Origin of the sequence: Pantoea alhagi (assembly GCF_002101395.1) — a bacterium.
Taxonomy (GTDB): domain Bacteria; phylum Pseudomonadota; class Gammaproteobacteria; order Enterobacterales; family Enterobacteriaceae; genus Mixta; species Mixta alhagi.
This window is the reverse complement of the sequence record NZ_CP019706.1, coordinates 1,244,475-1,260,298: the sequence shown is the minus strand read 5'-3', so window position 1 is coordinate 1,260,298 and position 15,824 is coordinate 1,244,475. Positions and strand designations below refer to the sequence as shown.

At 53.6% G+C, this 15,824-nt stretch carries 13 protein-coding genes; 6 read left to right on the top strand and 7 right to left on the bottom strand.

Annotated elements, in window-relative coordinates:
- The first annotated feature begins 20 nt into the window (after positions 1-20).
- Positions 21-794, top strand: coding sequence for a pimeloyl-ACP methyl ester esterase BioH (gene bioH, locus B1H58_RS05975; RefSeq protein WP_085068598.1), 774 nt, complete (start codon positions 21-23; stop codon positions 792-794).
- Positions 795-968: 174 nt separating this feature from the next.
- A complete protein-coding gene (locus tag B1H58_RS05970; RefSeq protein WP_085068596.1) occupies positions 969-1,238 on the top strand; it encodes a YdgH/BhsA/McbA family protein in 270 nt (89 codons plus the stop codon).
- A gap of 30 nt (positions 1,239-1,268) precedes the next feature.
- On the opposite strand, the gene B1H58_RS05965 is transcribed toward B1H58_RS05970, so the two are convergent.
- The 4 genes from B1H58_RS05965 to B1H58_RS05950 form a co-directional block, all read right to left on the bottom strand.
- Positions 1,269-2,957 (bottom strand): alpha-amylase family glycosyl hydrolase, encoded by a 1,689-nt coding sequence (locus B1H58_RS05965; protein ID WP_085068594.1) that lies wholly within the window; start codon positions 2,955-2,957, stop codon positions 1,269-1,271.
- Positions 2,958-3,098: 141 nt separating this feature from the next.
- Positions 3,099-5,411 (bottom strand): Fe(2+) transporter permease subunit FeoB, encoded by a 2,313-nt coding sequence (gene feoB, locus B1H58_RS05960; protein ID WP_085068592.1) that lies wholly within the window; start codon positions 5,409-5,411, stop codon positions 3,099-3,101.
- Positions 5,408-5,641: a ferrous iron transporter A gene (feoA, locus tag B1H58_RS05955; RefSeq protein WP_085068590.1), complete on the bottom strand. Its 234-nt coding sequence runs from the start codon at positions 5,639-5,641 to the stop codon at positions 5,408-5,410. The genes feoB and feoA overlap by 4 nt, the downstream gene beginning before the upstream one ends.
- 133 nt (positions 5,642-5,774) lie before the next feature.
- Complete coding sequence (locus tag B1H58_RS05950; RefSeq protein WP_085068588.1) at positions 5,775-8,099, bottom strand: Tex family protein; 2,325 nt, start codon at positions 8,097-8,099, stop codon at positions 5,775-5,777.
- A gap of 201 nt (positions 8,100-8,300) precedes the next feature.
- Here B1H58_RS05950 and greB point away from each other — a divergent pair, with 201 nt between their 5' ends.
- Positions 8,301-8,801 carry a transcription elongation factor GreB gene (gene greB / locus B1H58_RS05945; protein WP_085068586.1) on the top strand — a complete coding sequence of 167 codons (501 nt, stop codon included), beginning with the start codon at positions 8,301-8,303 and terminating at the stop codon, positions 8,799-8,801.
- A 134-nt stretch (positions 8,802-8,935) separates the two neighbouring features.
- Here the strand turns inward: greB and yjbE are convergent, their stop codons facing one another.
- On the bottom strand, positions 8,936-9,175 hold the full coding sequence (gene yjbE / locus B1H58_RS05940) for an exopolysaccharide production protein YjbE (protein ID WP_085068584.1): 240 nt from the start codon (positions 9,173-9,175) through the stop codon (positions 8,936-8,938).
- Between the two features lie 538 nt (positions 9,176-9,713).
- Here yjbE and ompR point away from each other — a divergent pair.
- On the top strand, positions 9,714-10,433 hold the full coding sequence (gene ompR, locus B1H58_RS05935) for an osmolarity response regulator transcription factor OmpR (RefSeq protein WP_038629697.1): 720 nt from the start codon (positions 9,714-9,716) through the stop codon (positions 10,431-10,433).
- Positions 10,430-11,806, top strand: coding sequence for a two-component system sensor histidine kinase EnvZ (envZ, locus tag B1H58_RS05930; RefSeq protein WP_085068582.1), 1,377 nt, complete (start codon positions 10,430-10,432; stop codon positions 11,804-11,806). Before ompR ends, envZ begins: the two co-directional genes overlap by 4 nt.
- A 67-nt stretch (positions 11,807-11,873) precedes the next feature.
- On the opposite strand, the gene pckA is transcribed toward envZ, so the two are convergent.
- A complete protein-coding gene (gene pckA, locus B1H58_RS05925; protein ID WP_085068579.1) occupies positions 11,874-13,493 on the bottom strand; it encodes a phosphoenolpyruvate carboxykinase (ATP) in 1,620 nt (539 codons plus the stop codon).
- A 579-nt stretch (positions 13,494-14,072) separates the two neighbouring features.
- Here pckA and B1H58_RS05920 point away from each other — a divergent pair.
- A complete protein-coding gene (locus B1H58_RS05920; protein ID WP_085068577.1) occupies positions 14,073-14,288 on the top strand; it encodes a hypothetical protein in 216 nt (71 codons plus the stop codon).
- Positions 14,289-14,943: 655 nt separating this feature from the next.
- Here B1H58_RS05920 and hslO read toward each other — a convergent pair.
- A complete protein-coding gene (gene hslO, locus B1H58_RS05915) occupies positions 14,944-15,822 on the bottom strand; it encodes an Hsp33 family molecular chaperone HslO (protein WP_085068575.1) in 879 nt (292 codons plus the stop codon).
- Positions 15,823-15,824 lie beyond the last annotated feature (2 nt).

Sequence of the window (15,824 nt, the reverse complement as noted above, 5' to 3'; positions counted from 1 at the left end):
CAACGATGAGACAATAACCGATGGCGCAGCTTTACTGGCATACAACCGGCACCGGCAATCGCGATCTTGTGCTGTTACACGGATGGGGACTGAACGCGGAAGTATGGCGTTGCATTGCGGAGCCGCTCAGCGCGCATTTTCGGCTGCATGTGGTGGACCTTCCGGGTTTTGGCCGCAGTCAGGGATTTGGCGCGTTAACGCTGAATGGGATGATCGACGCTCTGTTGCCACATCTGCCGGAAAAAGCACTCTATCTGGGCTGGTCGTTAGGCGGTCTGGTTGCCAGCTGGCTGGCGCTGCGTTATCCGCAACAGGTTACTGGCCTGATTACCGTCGCCTCATCGCCTCGTTTTACCGCCGATGAAGAGAGCTGGCCGGGGATTAAGCCAGAGACGCTGGCCGGCTTCCAGCAACAGCTTAGCGAGGATTATCAGCGCACCGTTGAACGTTTTCTGGCGCTGCAAACGCTGGGCACGCAAAGCGCCAGGCAAGATGCCCGGGCGTTAAAAGAGGTGGTGCTGTCACAGCCGATACCCACGGTGGAGGTGTTGGCGGGTGGGCTGGAGATTTTACGGAGTACGGATTTACGCGATGAAATGGACAGGCTTCAGGTTCCGCTGCTGCGTATTTATGGCTATCTGGATGGGCTGGTACCACGTAAAGTCGCTACGCTGCTGGATCAGCGCTGGCCTGCCAGCGACTCTCTGATTATAGAAAAAGCCGCTCATGCGCCTTTTATCTCGCATACGCAGGAATTTTGTACGGCGGTCAAAGCGTTCAGCGAGTCAGTTTAAGAAACTTTATCCCTTTAGCTGGCAAAATATCACCTGGCGTTAATAATTGTAACTGAGCAAGGCCGCTGATCATGACTGTATGAGTCTGCCAGGGAGCAGGGCGCTGTATTCCCCTATCTCATTGTATTCTTCGGCGGTCTGAGTTTTTCAGTTAACTTATGACGAAGGTGTACTATGAATATCATTAAAACGATTGCTGTAACCTGTCTGCTGGGTGGTCTCTCATTCTCTGCGCTCGCGGCACAGGAAGTGACGAAAGAAGATGTGCAGAAAATGAATCTGGAGAAAATCGGCACGGTGAATACCACGGCGGAAACCACCTCGCCAATGGATGCCAAACGTGAACTTTCAAAACTGGCGGATGAGAAGGGCGGCAAATACTTTCTGGTGATAGCCGGACGCGAACATGGTCGTTTCAGCGCTACGGCGGACGTCTATAAGTAATCTTTAAGCAGGCATACCGGTTATGCCTGCTTAACCTTTCAGCCACAGATAGTGCCACGGCGGCAGCGTTACCGGCTGCGAACCATCAATCAGCGCCTGCTCAACAATATCGCGATATTTCTTCGCTTCCGGCAGCGTCGCCTCCACGTTTTTGCCGCTCAGATTAAACACGCACAGCAGGCTGTTATCGCCCGTTGGTGAATAGCGCCGCATCATTAACAGCGTATTTTCACTGTCGAGGATCTCCATTGGATTATCAGGATGAAACGCAGGCTGACGCGTACGCAGCTGTATCAGCGCGCTGAGGCGGTTAAAAACCTGCTGTCGGAGATAATTGCCGCCGGACAGCGCTTTTTCGATCGCTGAGAGCGCATATTTTTCCCGATTGATGGCGCGGTTATGACCGGCGACTTTGACGCCTTCCTGATCGTTGCGCGAGCCAAGAATGCTCTGGATATAGATAGCGGGAACGCCGGGGAAAGCCAGCAGAATCGCATGTGCCAGCATAAAACGTCGGATGCGCGTGTCATCGTCATCGTTCTGCTTGTTCAACGCATCCATGTAGGTGACATTAATCTCATACGGGCTGGTGGTGCCGTCCGGATTATTTTTATAAGAGATCAGTGCGCCTTCCAGCGCCAGGTCACGCACCAGCGAAACGATCTCGACTTCCGGCAGAATGCCACGCGCCGGGTTGAGGCCGATGCCATCGTGTGAGGCGAGAAAGTTAAAAAAGGTCGTGGTGCCGCCACCCAAATCGAGGCCCGCCGCCCACTGGCGCAGCGCGCGCGCGGAGCCGTTATGAATAGCATGCAATACCAGCGGCGGCAGCGAGAACTGATAAACCATCTGCGCTTCATCCTGACCGTTGCCAAAGTAGCTGATATTGTCCTGATGCGGCACATTGGTTTCGGTAATGATCACGGTGCCAGGCGCGACTACGTCGGCAATGGCGCGGAACAGCTTCACCAGCAGATGGGTATTTTCCAGGTGAATACAGCGCGTGCCAGGCGTTTTCCACATATAGCCCACCGCATCCAGCCTGACGTAATCGGCCCCTTTTTTCAGGTATTCCAGCAGCACGTCAACCATACGAATCAGCACTTCCGGGCTGGCGAAGTTCAGGTCTATCTGATCGGCGCTAAAGGTGGTCCAGATATAGTGGGTACTGCCATCGCCACGCTCAAAAGGGGTCAGCAGCGGTGAAGTACGCGGGCGGGTCACGCTGCTTAAATCGGTGCCGGGCGGCATACTGATAAAAAAATCGTCCCAGCCGGGATCGCAGGCCAGATAATGTTTAAACCAGGCGCTGCGTGAAGAGATATGGTTGCAAACAAAATCGAACATCAAACGCGTATGCGTATGCAGTTCAGCCACGTTGCGCCATTCGCCGCATATGGGATTGACCTGATGATAATCAATCACGGAAAAACCGTCATCGGATGACCAGGGGAAGAAAGGCAGCAGGTGAACCAGGTTAAAAGTGGACTGCAAATGCTGCTGATAAAAGCGTGAAAAAGTGGCAAGCGTCGGCGCTTCCGGCTCGCGGAACTGATCGGCATAGGTTATCAGCACCACATCTTTTTCATCCCAGTGCGGCTTACGCGGTTTTTTTATCGCATCACGGGCGGCGCGAATGTGTGACAGCAGGCGCTCCCGCGCGGCCATTGGAAAAGTGTCCTGGTAGATCTTATCGATTAAGTTATTGATAATATCCATGTTTATCCGGCGGGCTGCAGCGTTAGGTTCGCAAGGGCGTTAGTTTTTACTGTAGACCGCCAGGCTAAAATCGCAACCGCTACAGCGACTCCCTTTCTCAGGATGGGAGCCGCCTGGCTAAAATTGCCATCGCTTCGTTGGCTAATGGCATTCTCCGCTTCTTAACGGCTTTTGATAGCTTTCCACCGGCAACACCCGAATCGGAATGCGCTGCGGCGGCAGTTTAACCCGCCGTAACAGCAGCAGCAGGGCGCTGTTAAATAGCAGCACCAGTAAAATAATCAGGCTGCTGGTAAGCGGCTGTTCATTGATACGCGAAAACTGCCAGAACAGCGTGGCAAGGGAGTAAGCAACGTTTAACCCCCACAGAATTGAAAAGCCCATCCAGCGGCGGCTGCTTTCACGCGCAATCGCGCCCATCACCGAGACGCAGGGAATGTAAAGCAGCACAAACAGCAGATAGCTGAAAGCGGCGGCATCGCTGCCAAACTGGCGGCTCATTTTACCCATCGCGCCGCCCGCCATTTCGCCATCGCCTTTACTGGCCTCAATAGGGTTAGCCAGCACGCTGAAAGTCAGCGTCTCTTTCAGGCCCTGCCAGGTTTCCGTTACCGCATCGGCAAGTTCCGCCTTCAGGCTCCAGTCGTAGACGTTGAACGGCTCTTCATGCAGCGCCTCGGCGGTATAGAGCGTATTCAGCGTACCGACCACCACCTCTTTGGCCATTGCGCCAGTCAGCAGGCCGACCGAGGCTTGCCAGTTATCCGGCTGGATGCCGATAGGCGCCAGCAGCGGAGTGATCACCCGGCTAACGCTGGCCAGCGCCGAATCATTGATGCTGTTAACCGGCTGACCATTAAACGAGAAGCTATTCAGCCCGCCAATAAAAATGCTGGCGATCACAATTACTTTCCCGGCGCGCAGCACAAAGCCGTGCAGCCGCTGCCAGGCTTGCAAGAGCAGGCTTTTCAGATGCGGAACGTGCCAGCTTGGCAGCTCCATTACGAACGGCGAGGCTTCACCGCGCAGCAGCGTATGCTTAAGCAACAGACCGGTTAACACCGCCATCACGATGCCAGTGAGATACAGGCTAAACACCACCAGCGCGCCGTGTGCGCCAAAGAAGGCGGCAGAGAACACGGCAAAAATCGCCAGCCTGGCCCCGCAGGAAATGAAAGGCGCCATCATCACCGTAATCAACCGTTCGCGTGGGGCATCCAGCGTGCGTGCGCCCATTACCGCAGGGACGTTACAGCCAAAGCCAACAATCAGCGGCACAAAAGATTTGCCCGGCAGGCCAAGCGATTGCATCAGCCGATCGACCACGAAGGCAGCGCGCGCCATATAGCCGGAGTCCTCCATAAAGGAGAGAAACAGATACATTAAACCAATCTGTGGCACCAACGGCAGCACCGTATTAATCCCGCCGCCGATGCCCTGAGCAAGAAACAGCGTCAGCCAGACGGGGAAATGCAGCGTAGCGCCAAGCCACTGCATACCATGAATAAACAGTGCCGTTGAACCGATGTCGAACAGCGGCTGGATTGCGCCGCCGATATTGATCGCCAGCACGAACATCAGATACATCATCAGCAAAAAGATCGGCAAGCCCAGCCAGCGGTTCAACACCAGATTATCCAGACGCTGCGACAGCCGATGCGGCGCCATCAAATGTTGATTGCTGACTTCAGCGCAAATCGACGCCAGCTTTTCATAGCGTGCGGCGACGATATTTATCGCAATATCTGATGAGAGTTGGGTTTCCAGCTCGGTTAAATGCTGTTGCGTCACATCGCTTATCTGCTGGCGGCTGTAGACATCGCCTTCCAGCAGCTGTAGCGCAAGCCAGCGCCGCTGCTGACGGCTTTCGTTGACCGGCATCGCAGCCGCCAGCCGATCGATGGCGCTGTTCAATTCAGCCGGATAGCAGACTTCCAGCGGCGCGCAGGCAGGAATGCCTTCGTCAATCAGCTGTTTCAGGCGATCCAGCCCGCTGCCGCGCGTTGAAACCACGGGCACTACCGGACAGCCGAGGCGCTGCGCCAACGTGGGTATATCGATGTTAATGCGTTGGCTTTCTGCCATATCCAGCATATTGAGCGCGACGATGCAGGGCACGCCCAGCTCACGCAGCTGCAGCGTAAGATAGAGGTTGCGCTCAAGATTACAGGCGTCCACAACATTAATCAGCAGATCCGCCTGCTGGCTTAAAACAAAGTGGCAGGCGATCTGTTCGTCGAGCGACGCCTGCTGTGAAATGGTGGTGAGTGAATAGGTGCCGGGAAGATCAATTAAATTTACCCGCGTCTCGCCAGCGGTGAAGAAGCCCTCTTTACGCTCTACGGTGACGCCGGCCCAGTTGCCCACACGCTGGCGAGCGCCGGTGAGCTGATTAAATAGGGTGGTTTTCCCGGCGTTCGGATTACCCAGCAGACCAATAGTGCAGTTTTTCATGCCACCTCCGCCATCGGCTGTAGCTGCAGCAGCGACAGATCCTTTTTGCGCAGCATCAGGCTAACGCGTCCTGTCTGGATCTGGAGCGGATCGCCCAGCGGTGCAATACGCAACACCTGGAAGCAGGCGCCGGGCAACAGCCCAAGAGAGAGGAGTTTTTGCCGGTAAGCCGGGCTGACGGCGGAAGAAAAACCAAGAATTTTATAGTGTTGGCGGGCAAATAGTGGCATAGGGTGCACCTCATTGACTGTCGCTTAAGGCGGCAAGAACAAAACGGCACCATATTAATGAGAACGATTATCGTTAATGTTGATTTAGAACAAACATAATACAAAGGGCGGCACCTGGCCGCCCTTAAAGTTGTTAGCGTTTTTTTCCCAGCGCCGCGGCCAGCGCATCGCCCATCGCACTGTTGCCAGAGAGAGTGCTATTGCCACGCGCGCGTGGTTTCGCCGCCGGGCGGTTATTAGTACGCTCCTGGCTACGTGGCGCAGCGCGCGAAGCGGTTTCACCCGGCTGCTCATCCAGACGCATGGTCAGCGCAATACGCTTACGCTGCAAATCCACTTCCAGCACCTTGACCTTAACGATATCGCCCGCTTTCACCACGGTATGTGGATCTTCGACAAATTTGTCAGAGAGCGAGGAGATATGAACCAGTCCATCCTGATGCACGCCGATATCCACGAATGCACCAAAGTTAGTAACGTTAGTCACTGCGCCTTCCAGCACCATGCCCGGCAGCAGATCGTTCATGGTTTCTACGCCTTCAGCAAACTGTGCCGTTTTGAATTCCGGACGCGGATCGCGGCCTGGCTTTTCCAGCTCTTTAAGAATATCGCTGACCGTCGGCACGCCGAAACGCTCGTCGGTAAAGTCGACCGCTTTCAGGTTGCGCAGCTCATTCGAATTACCCATCAGCTCGCGTAGCGACTGGCGGGTTGCCTCCAGAATACGCTCTACCACCGGATAGGCTTCCGGATGCACCGTTGAGGCATCCAGTGGATTATCGCCCTGGTTAATGCGCAGGAAGCCAGCACACTGTTCAAAGGCTTTTGGACCGAGACGGCTGACTTTCAGCAACTGCTGACGGCTGCGAAAGCGACCGTTTTCATCACGCCAGTTCACAATATTTTGCGCCATCATGCGCGTCAGTCCGGCTACGCGCGTCAGCAGCGCCACGGAGGCGGTATTCAGATCGACACCAACGGCGTTTACACAGTCTTCCACCACCGCATCCAGCTTTTTCGCCAACTGGCTTTGGCTGACGTCATGCTGATACTGGCCGACGCCGATCGATTTCGGATCGATTTTCACCAGCTCTGCCAGCGGATCCTGCAGACGACGCGCGATAGAAACCGCGCCGCGCAGGGAAACATCAAGGTCGGGAAACTCCAGCGCCGCCAGCTCAGACGCTGAGTAAACCGATGCGCCCGCTTCGCTGACGATAACTTTTTGCGCCGTGACCTGGGGGAACTGTTTTTGCACCTCCAGGAAGAAGCGCTCAGTTTCACGTGACGCGGTGCCGTTGCCAATCGCCACCAGTTCAACCTGATGACGGATACAGAGCGCTGCGACCGCCGCCGCTGCCTTCGCCGCCTGGCCGGTATGCGGATAGATGGTGTCGGTGGCGACCAGCTTGCCGGTGGCATCCACTACGGCAACTTTTACCCCGGTGCGCAGGCCCGGATCGAGACCCATTGTGGCGCGCATACCAGCCGGTGCCGCCATCAGCAGATCGTGCAGGTTGCGGGCGAAGACGTTGATCGCTTCTTCTTCCGCCCGCTCGCGCACGCTGCCCATCAGCTCGGTTTCCAGATGCAGCAGCACTTTAATACGCCACGTCCAGCTCACCACGGCCTTACGCCAGCTGTCTGCCGGCGCGTTGTTCAGACGCAGGTTCAGATGCTCGCTGATAAGCTGTTCGCCGTAACTTTCACGCGGTGGCTCATCAAACTGCGGATCGGGATTGAGCGCCAGCTGCAGCACGCCTTCGTTGCGGCCACGGAACATCGCCAGCGCACGATGTGAAGGCACCGTTGCCAGCGCTTCGTGATGATCAAAATAGTCGCGAAATTTCGCGCCTTCTTCCTCTTTGCCTTCCACCACGCGTGACACCAGATGCGCGTTCTTCCACAAGTAGTCGCGCACTTTCGCCAGCAGAGCGGCATCTTCCGCGAAACGCTCCATCAGGATATAGCGCGCGCCATCCAGCGCCGCCTTCACGTCGGCTACGCCTTTACCGGCATCCACAAAGCGGGCGGCCAGCTGCTCTGGCTCATGAGAAGGATCCTGCCACAGCGTCTCCGCCAGCGGTTCCAGCCCGGCTTCAATAGCGATCTGTCCACGGGTACGGCGTTTCGGCTTATAGGGGAGGTAAAGATCTTCGAGTTCGGTTTTGCTCAGCGTACCGTTAATTGCGGCGGCGAGTTCATCGCTGAGTTTGCCCTGTTCCGCAACGGATTTCAGGATCGCCTGGCGGCGATCTTCCAGCTCTCGCAGGTAACCGAGGCGGGTCTCCAGCTGTCGCAGCTGGGTATCATCAAGCCCGCCGGTGACTTCCTTACGATAACGTGCAATAAACGGCACGGTGTTCCCTTCGTCCAGCAGGCGGATTGCGGCATCAACTTGTTCAGCCCGCGCCTGAAGTTCACCTGCAATAATGCGGTTCAGTGAATCATTCATCATCGGTTCAACTATCTTGCTAACAGAGTTTGAGAAATAGCGGACAGTTATACGGACTGGAGGGCGAAATTACCAGCGATGCGGCGCGCTTTAGGCCATATTCCGAGCGCGTTTTACCACAGGTGGTTTTTGATGTTGTACCATTAGCGCCAGAGGGCGGCGTAAGGCTGCCGGACCATTAGTTTTAGCTGACAGGATGGGTGTGTGAAGACGCAACTGATTACCCGTGAAGGTTATAACAAGCTCAGGGCGGAACACGATTATCTGTGGAAAGAAAAGCGCCCGGAGATCACCAAAATTGTCTCCTGGGCGGCCAGTCTGGGCGATCGTTCCGAAAACGCAGACTACACCTATAACAAGCGCCTGCTGCGTCAGATCGATCGACGGGTGCGCTATCTGCGTAAGTGTCTTGCCGAGCTAAAGATTGTCGATTATTCACCACAGCAGGAGGGCAAGGTCTTTTTTGGTGCCTGGGTGGAGGTGGAAAACGAACAGGGTGAGGTAAAGTGCTTTCGTATTGTTGGCCCGGATGAAATCTATGGGGACGCAAAAAATTATATCTCTGTTGATTCGCCGATGGCGCGCGCGTTGATTAAAAAAGAAGTGGATGACGAAGTTAGCGTGAATACGCCGGAAGGGGAAAAAATCTGGTTTATTAACCGGATTGATTATCGTCAGGATCAAAATGACAGCGACGCCGTGTAACCGGCGCTGGAAAAAAGAAGCGGAGAATAATGACTTTTTTAAGAAAGCCCGGGCAACGCTTATTCTCCGGTGGCGAAAGACAACAGCAACAAAGTTCTTATAATTTTTGACCTGAGGTAGTGCCTTAATAAATTTTAATGTGGAATGGTGCTGGTTGTGGTGGTGGTTGCCGTGCTGGAGCCATCGCCGCCGCCTGCAGTGGCAAGGGCCAGACCCAGTAGCGCGCCCACAACGGCAACGCCTTCCGCATCAGAAGCGCCTTTCGCTTCGGTGGTTGCCTGAGCCCCTGCGGCCACGCCGCCTGTGGGTTCGTTAGCCATTACGTATCCGCTGATAAACAGTGCCAGCGAGCAAATCAACATTATCTTGTTCATATTTATTCCCGGCTGATAAATAAACAACGTTTGTCGGGGAGAATATAGGTTTGCCAGGGCAGCGCTGAAAAGCGTTGTTTTCTAACGAATAAGGTTAACTTGATTTATTAATGGATCGATCCTTTGTGCGCTGCGAATATTCCTGGCTTAGCGTAAAGAGAAAAAAATAAATGCCAGTTTTTTCTGCTAATAGTTGGACTCAGGGCGCAGTAATCTGGCACTTAATAGCCTGTTAAAGCAGCATCACAATCAAACCGGCAAGCGCCATTAAGTTAACCCGCTGTTTTGCCATGACAAAAGTTTACATTCGCTATTCTGAGCCAGCGATGAGCAGAGTTTATGGACGTATTTCAGAAAAGACGGATCGGCCGATGGCGGGCCAATGGGCAGGGTAAAAGCAAAATAAATGCGATATAAGCTGCTGTTTAATATGCTTTGTAACAATTTCGGCTAGAATATAAACCATTAATGGCTGTCACAGTTACGCTTCTTTTTTAACAATACCAGCTCGGGCAATAGCGCCTTTGGGAGTATCGAAATGCAAGAAAACTACAAAATTCTGGTCGTCGATGATGACATGCGCCTGCGCGCACTGCTGGAGCGTTATCTGACCGAACAGGGTTTTCAGGTGCGCAGCGTCGCTAACGCCGAGCAAATGGATCGCCTGTTAACCCGCGAATCCTTTCACCTGATGGTGCTCGACTTAATGTTGCCGGGCGAAGATGGCCTGTCGATTTGTCGTCGCTTGCGTAGCCAAAGTAATCCGATGCCGATCATTATGGTGACGGCAAAAGGCGAAGAGGTCGATCGTATTGTTGGGCTGGAGATCGGCGCGGATGACTACATTCCGAAACCGTTCAACCCGCGTGAGCTGCTGGCGCGTATTCGTGCCGTGCTGCGTCGTCAGGCGAATGAACTGCCGGGCGCGCCTTCTCAGGAAGAAGCGGTTATCGCCTTCGGCAAGTTCAAGCTGAATCTCGGCACCCGTGAAATGTTCCGCGAAGATGAGCCGATGCCGTTAACCAGCGGCGAATTTGCCGTGCTGAAAGCGCTGGTGAGCCATCCGCGTGAGCCGCTGTCACGCGATAAGCTGATGAACCTTGCCCGTGGCCGCGAGTACAGCGCGATGGAACGCTCCATCGACGTGCAGATTTCACGCCTGCGCCGCATGGTGGAAGAAGATCCTGCGCATCCGCGCTATATCCAGACCGTTTGGGGCCTGGGCTACGTGTTTGTTCCGGACGGCACTAAAGCATGAGGCGGCTCCGCTTTTCTCCCCGCAGTTCCTTTGCACGCACGCTGCTGCTGATCGTCACGTTACTGTTTGTCAGCCTGGTAACCACCTATCTGGTGGTACTTAACTTTGCCATTCTTCCCAGCCTGCAGCAGTTTAACAAGGTGCTGGCGTATGAAGTGCGCATGTTAATGACCGACCGGCTGCAGTTAGAAGATGGCACGCAACTGGAAGTGCCGCCCGCGTTTCGGCGTGAAATTTACCGCGAGCTGGGAATTTCTCTCTATACCAACGCGGCGGCGGAGGAGAGCGGATTACGCTGGGCACAGCATTACCAGTTTTTAAGCGATCAGATGGCGCGCCAGCTCGGCGGGCCAACGGATGTACGGGTCGAGGTCAATAAAAACTCGCCTGTAGTGTGGCTGAAAACCTGGCTCTCACCCGATATCTGGGTACGCGTGCCGCTGACCGAAATTCATCAGGGCGACTTCTCGCCGCTGTTCCGTTATACGCTGGCGATTATGCTATTGGCGATAGGCGGCGCCTGGCTGTTTATCCGTATTCAGAACCGTCCGCTGGTGGATCTGGAGCATGCGGCGTTACAGGTAGGGAAAGGCATTATTCCGCCGCCGCTGCGGGAATATGGCGCATCGGAGGTGCGCTCGGTGACGCGCGCCTTTAACCAGATGGCGTCAGGCGTAAAACAGTTGGCAGACGATCGTACACTGTTGATGGCAGGCGTGAGTCACGATCTGCGTACGCCGCTGACGCGTATTCGCCTGGCCACGGAGATGATGAGCGCAGAAGATGGCTATCTGGCGGAATCGATTAATAAGGATATTGAAGAGTGCAATGCGATTATCGAACAGTTCATCGATTATCTGCGTACCGGGCAGGAGATGCAGACCGAACGCGCCGATCTGAACGCGGTGCTGAACGAAGTTGTTGCGGCGGAGAGCGGCTACGAGCGTGAAATTGAAGATGCCATCATGCCTGAAGAACTCATACTGGATATCAATCCGCTTTCGATCAAGCGAGCGGCGGCGAATATGGTGGTGAACGCGGCGCGCTACGGCAACGGCTGGATTAAGGTCAGCAGCGGCTATGAGCTACAGCGCGCCTGGTTCCAGGTGGAAGATGATGGGCCGGGCATTAAGCCGGAACAGTTAAAGCATCTGCTACAGCCCTTTGTTCGCGGCGACAGCGCCCGCAGTACCAGCGGCACCGGACTGGGACTGGCGATTGTGCAGCGTATTATCGATGCGCATCAGGGATCGCTGGAGATGGGCGTCAGTGAGCGCGGCGGCCTACGCATTCGCGCCTGGCTGCCCTTATCTGCATCGACGTCACCAACTGGCGGCCCGGTGAGCCCGTTGCCATTGCCTAAGAGCGAATAGCTGAACGCCTGCGTCAGAAAATAAAACCCCCCGCCAAACGGCGGGGGTTTTCTTTACTGCGACAGGATTAAATTTGCGGTCCGGCTGACACCAGCGCGGCGCCTGCAGGCGTATCGGTATACTTCTCAAAATTAGTGATAAAGCGCTGCGCCAAATCCAGCGCGCGACTTTCCCACTGCGCCGGATCTTGCCAGGTATTGCGCGGATCGAGAATATGCGGATCGATGCCTGGCACAGCGACCGGCATCTGTAGATTGAATACAGGCAGCGTCTGCGTCTCCGTCTGTGCCAGCTCGCCACTAAGAATCGCGTTGATAATCGCTCGCGTATCCTTCAGTGAGATACGCTTCCCGGTGCCGTTCCAGCCGGTATTGACCAGCCAGGCTTCCGCGCCCGCATCCTGCATACGCTTCACCAGCACTTCGGCATATTTTGTTGGATGCAGCGTTAAAAACGCCGCGCCAAAGCAGGCGGAAAAGGTTGGTGTTGGCTCGGTAATACCGCGCTCAGTGCCCGCCAGCTTGGCGGTAAAGCCTGACAGGAAGTGATACTGCGTTTGATCGGAAGAGAGGCGCGAAACCGGCGGCAGTACGCCAAACGCATCGGCGGTCAGGAAAATAACCTTTTTCGCATGACCCGCTTTCGATACCGGCTTAACGATATTATCGATATGGTAAATCGGATAGGAGACGCGCGTATTCTCCGTTTTGCTGGCGTCATCAAAATCGACAGACCCATCGCTGCGTACCACCACGTTTTCCAGCAGCGCATCGCGACGGATGGCATGATAAATCTCCGGCTCCGCCTGCTCTGACAGCTTAATGGTTTTTGCGTAGCAGCCGCCTTCGAAGTTAAACACGCCGTCATCATCCCAGCCATGCTCATCATCGCCAATCAACTGACGTTTCGGATCGGTGGACAGGGTGGTTTTCCCGGTGCCGGAAAGGCCAAAGAACACTGCGACGTCACCCTGCTCGCCAACGTTAGCCGAGCAGTGCATCGAGGCCACGCCTTTCAGCGGCAGCAGATAATTCATCACTGCAAACAGGCCTTTCTTCATCTCGCCGCCGTACCAGGTACCGCCGATGAGCTGCATCTTTTCGGTGAGATTAAAGGCGACAAAGTTTTCTGAATGCAGGCCCTGTTGCTGCCAGTTGGGGTTGGTGCATTTTGCGCCGTTCATCACGATAAAATCAGGCGTGAAGCTGGCCAGGCTGGCTTCATCAGGGCGAATAAACATGTTTTTGACGAAGTGTGCCTGCCAGGCGACTTCGGTAATAAAGCGCACGCTCAGGCGGGTATCAGGATTGGCACCGCACCAGGCGTCAACCACAAACAGGCGTTTACCGGAAAGCTGCTGTGTTACACAACGCTTTAGCGCTTGCCAGGTTTCCTGCGACAAAGGCTGATTATCATTTTTGCCTTTGCCCTGGTCGTTCCACCACAAGGAATCGCGCGTCGTGTCGTCACGCACAATATATTTATCTTTCGGCGAGCGGCCGGTAAAAATGCCGGTGTCCACGGCGATCGCCCCGGACTGCGTTAGCGTGCCGCGCTCATAACCGGTGAGGCCGGGCAGGGTTTCTTCCTTAAATAAAGTTTCATAATCGGGATTATGGATGACTTCAACCGTATCAGTGATGCCATAAGCGACGAGGTCCTGTGGCGTCAGGCCATTAGGGCGCATATTACTGTTCCTTTATCGGTTTGTACTGCAACAAATGTTGGGTGACTTGCTGCCACTTGCCGTAAAGCAGCGAGAAGCGATTCACGTTGCTTTACAATTGCGGCAGTCTACTACTGTGAACAAGCAGCGGAAGGAGAGAGTGACAGAAATGAGAGACGAAACGTTTTTTTATAGAAATTCGTCAAAATCTGATAAAAAGTTATGACTATTGCCGAAGGATTATGAAACATCATTTTATTTTTCCAGCGAAAAGCGGCGTTTGTCCGCTGCGTTAAGCGCAATCTCCAACCGATCCGCCTGGCTAAGACTCTGCTGGCCGCGCCGTTGAAGTTTGTTAATGAAAAACGCGAGCCAGACTACCCGTTTTACTGATGAGCTTAACAAATTTGAGCAAATGTAAGTGATGCGCTTATATCAGCCTGCATCACTAATATTAGTTAATTGTACTATTTTGAGCCGGTTTACGAATGCTGTGAAAAAATCTGGAATCTTTGCTTTAAATGACGCTGCACAGTTATGGTTTACTGACGGAGAAAAATTTCACCAAACCTGCTGCTATTTTTTTGAGAAAGTTAAAATATGAAAAAATTACTGCTTGTTATTTCATCTCGCTTAGTGCAGGGCATAGGCATATGTGGTTTGGCCCTGCTTTATGCGGGCTGGTTTCTGTTTTTCTCATACAGCGAATACCGATATTTGTTTTCTGTCTTTTCCCTGTTGGGGCTTGTTATGGGTTACTACATCTTTAAATTTGCTGTGCGTAAAATTTATGATGAAAGCCCCGAGGATTGGTGATCTATTTGGCAGGGGCTATTGATGCTGTTTCTGCTCTTCGTCATAAGGCTTAATCCTCAAAATCGTTGAGATAAGCATCCTTAAGTTTTTGCTGCTCTACAAATTAATCAGATTAAATTTCATGCGGTAATCTTCTTTCAGGCCACCATCGATTTGCTCGGCGATAAAACTGGCACTAAGTGGGAAGGCTAACGTTTACTGTTAACAACAAAAATATTCTCAGACAGGAGGCTTCAGCGCGCGTTGCCGCACCCTCTCTCTTTTGCCAGAAAGTGAGCTGGTGAATAAACACCAGAGTGATGTCATAATTTTTGATTGTGATTAAATAAAGGTTAATTCCAACTCAGGCGTTTTAATGCTATTTAAAACCTTTCAATAAACTCTTAAAGAAACAGGTTATAATGATTAAATTAATAGTTATTGTATTCCTCATTGTATTGGCAATCGCCGCCTTTATTCTACACTGGAGACTGAACCGTAAAAGAAAGATTGATCCTCCCTATATGCGCCGCCGCTAGTAGTTTTTCATCATTAACGCCTACCTGGCGCAGTGGAGTTAATCAGTAAGGCGAGTCAATAAGAAGGGAAGGTGACGAATGGACTTTAACACAAAATAAAGGCGACCTGCGTCGCCTTTATAAATTTGCCGGATATCTTAATGAATCTGATCGCTGCCGCTACCGGAGTCATTACGAATTGCCGCAATATCTACCGCATCATAAATATAGTGGCTGCCGCAATAGTCACAGTGCATATCGATTTGGCCATCTTCCTGCAGGATTTGATCCACTTCTTCCTGAGGCAGCGTTTTCAGCACTTCACCGCAGCGCTCGCGCGAACAGGTACATTTGAAGCTGACGTTCTGTGGTTCATAGATGGTCACCTCTTCCTGGTTATAGAGACGCCACAGCACCTCATTCGCCGGCAGGCCGATCAGCTCTTCGGTTTTGATGGTTTCCGTCAACGTGGCCAGATGGTTGAAATCTTCTTTATCAGTATCCTGCGCCGGCAACACCTGCAACAAAATACCCGCAGCGCCCGCCTGGCCTTCATGTTCGCCGGTACGGATAAACAGACGCGTCGGCAGCTGCTCAGAACGCATAAAGTAATCTTCCAGGCAGGCTGCCAGCGTATCGCCTTCCAGCCCAACGACGCCCTGATAGCGTTCGCCTTTTTCCGGCGAAATGGTGATCACCAGATAGCCGTTGCCCACCATCTCTTTCAGCGAGCTGCCAGGGGCGATCTCACCCTGAACGCGCGCAACACCGCGCATTTCCTGACGGTTATTACCGTTAATCACCGCCAGAGTTAACGCGCCGTCGCCCTGGAGCTGCACGGTAATATCGCCTTCAAACTTCAGCGTGGCGGTAAGCAGACTGGTTGCCACCAGCAGTTCGCCCAGCAGCTGTTGTACCGGCTGCGGGTAATCGTGGCCAGCGACAATCTCGCGCCATGTCGCGGACAGATTAACCAGTTCGCCACGGACCGCGTGGTTTTCGAACAGGTAACGATGCATTTGGTCTTGATGAGCCATAG

Coding starts and splice junctions, on each gene's coding strand:
- bioH (WP_085068598.1), top strand. CDS start 21: ATGGCGCAGCTTTACTGGCATACAACCGGCACCGGCAATCGCGATCTT.
- B1H58_RS05970 (WP_085068596.1), top strand. CDS start 969: ATGAATATCATTAAAACGATTGCTGTAACCTGTCTGCTGGGTGGTCTC.
- B1H58_RS05965 (WP_085068594.1), bottom strand. CDS start 2,957: ATGGATATTATCAATAACTTAATCGATAAGATCTACCAGGACACTTTT.
- feoB (WP_085068592.1), bottom strand. CDS start 5,411: ATGAAAAACTGCACTATTGGTCTGCTGGGTAATCCGAACGCCGGGAAA.
- feoA (WP_085068590.1), bottom strand. CDS start 5,641: ATGCCACTATTTGCCCGCCAACACTATAAAATTCTTGGTTTTTCTTCC.
- B1H58_RS05950 (WP_085068588.1), bottom strand. CDS start 8,099: ATGATGAATGATTCACTGAACCGCATTATTGCAGGTGAACTTCAGGCG.
- yjbE (WP_085068584.1), bottom strand. CDS start 9,175: ATGAACAAGATAATGTTGATTTGCTCGCTGGCACTGTTTATCAGCGGA.
- ompR (WP_038629697.1), top strand. CDS start 9,714: ATGCAAGAAAACTACAAAATTCTGGTCGTCGATGATGACATGCGCCTG.
- envZ (WP_085068582.1), top strand. CDS start 10,430: ATGAGGCGGCTCCGCTTTTCTCCCCGCAGTTCCTTTGCACGCACGCTG.
- pckA (WP_085068579.1), bottom strand. CDS start 13,493: ATGCGCCCTAATGGCCTGACGCCACAGGACCTCGTCGCTTATGGCATC.
- B1H58_RS05920 (WP_085068577.1), top strand. CDS start 14,073: ATGAAAAAATTACTGCTTGTTATTTCATCTCGCTTAGTGCAGGGCATA.
- hslO (WP_085068575.1), bottom strand. CDS start 15,822: ATGGCTCATCAAGACCAAATGCATCGTTACCTGTTCGAAAACCACGCG.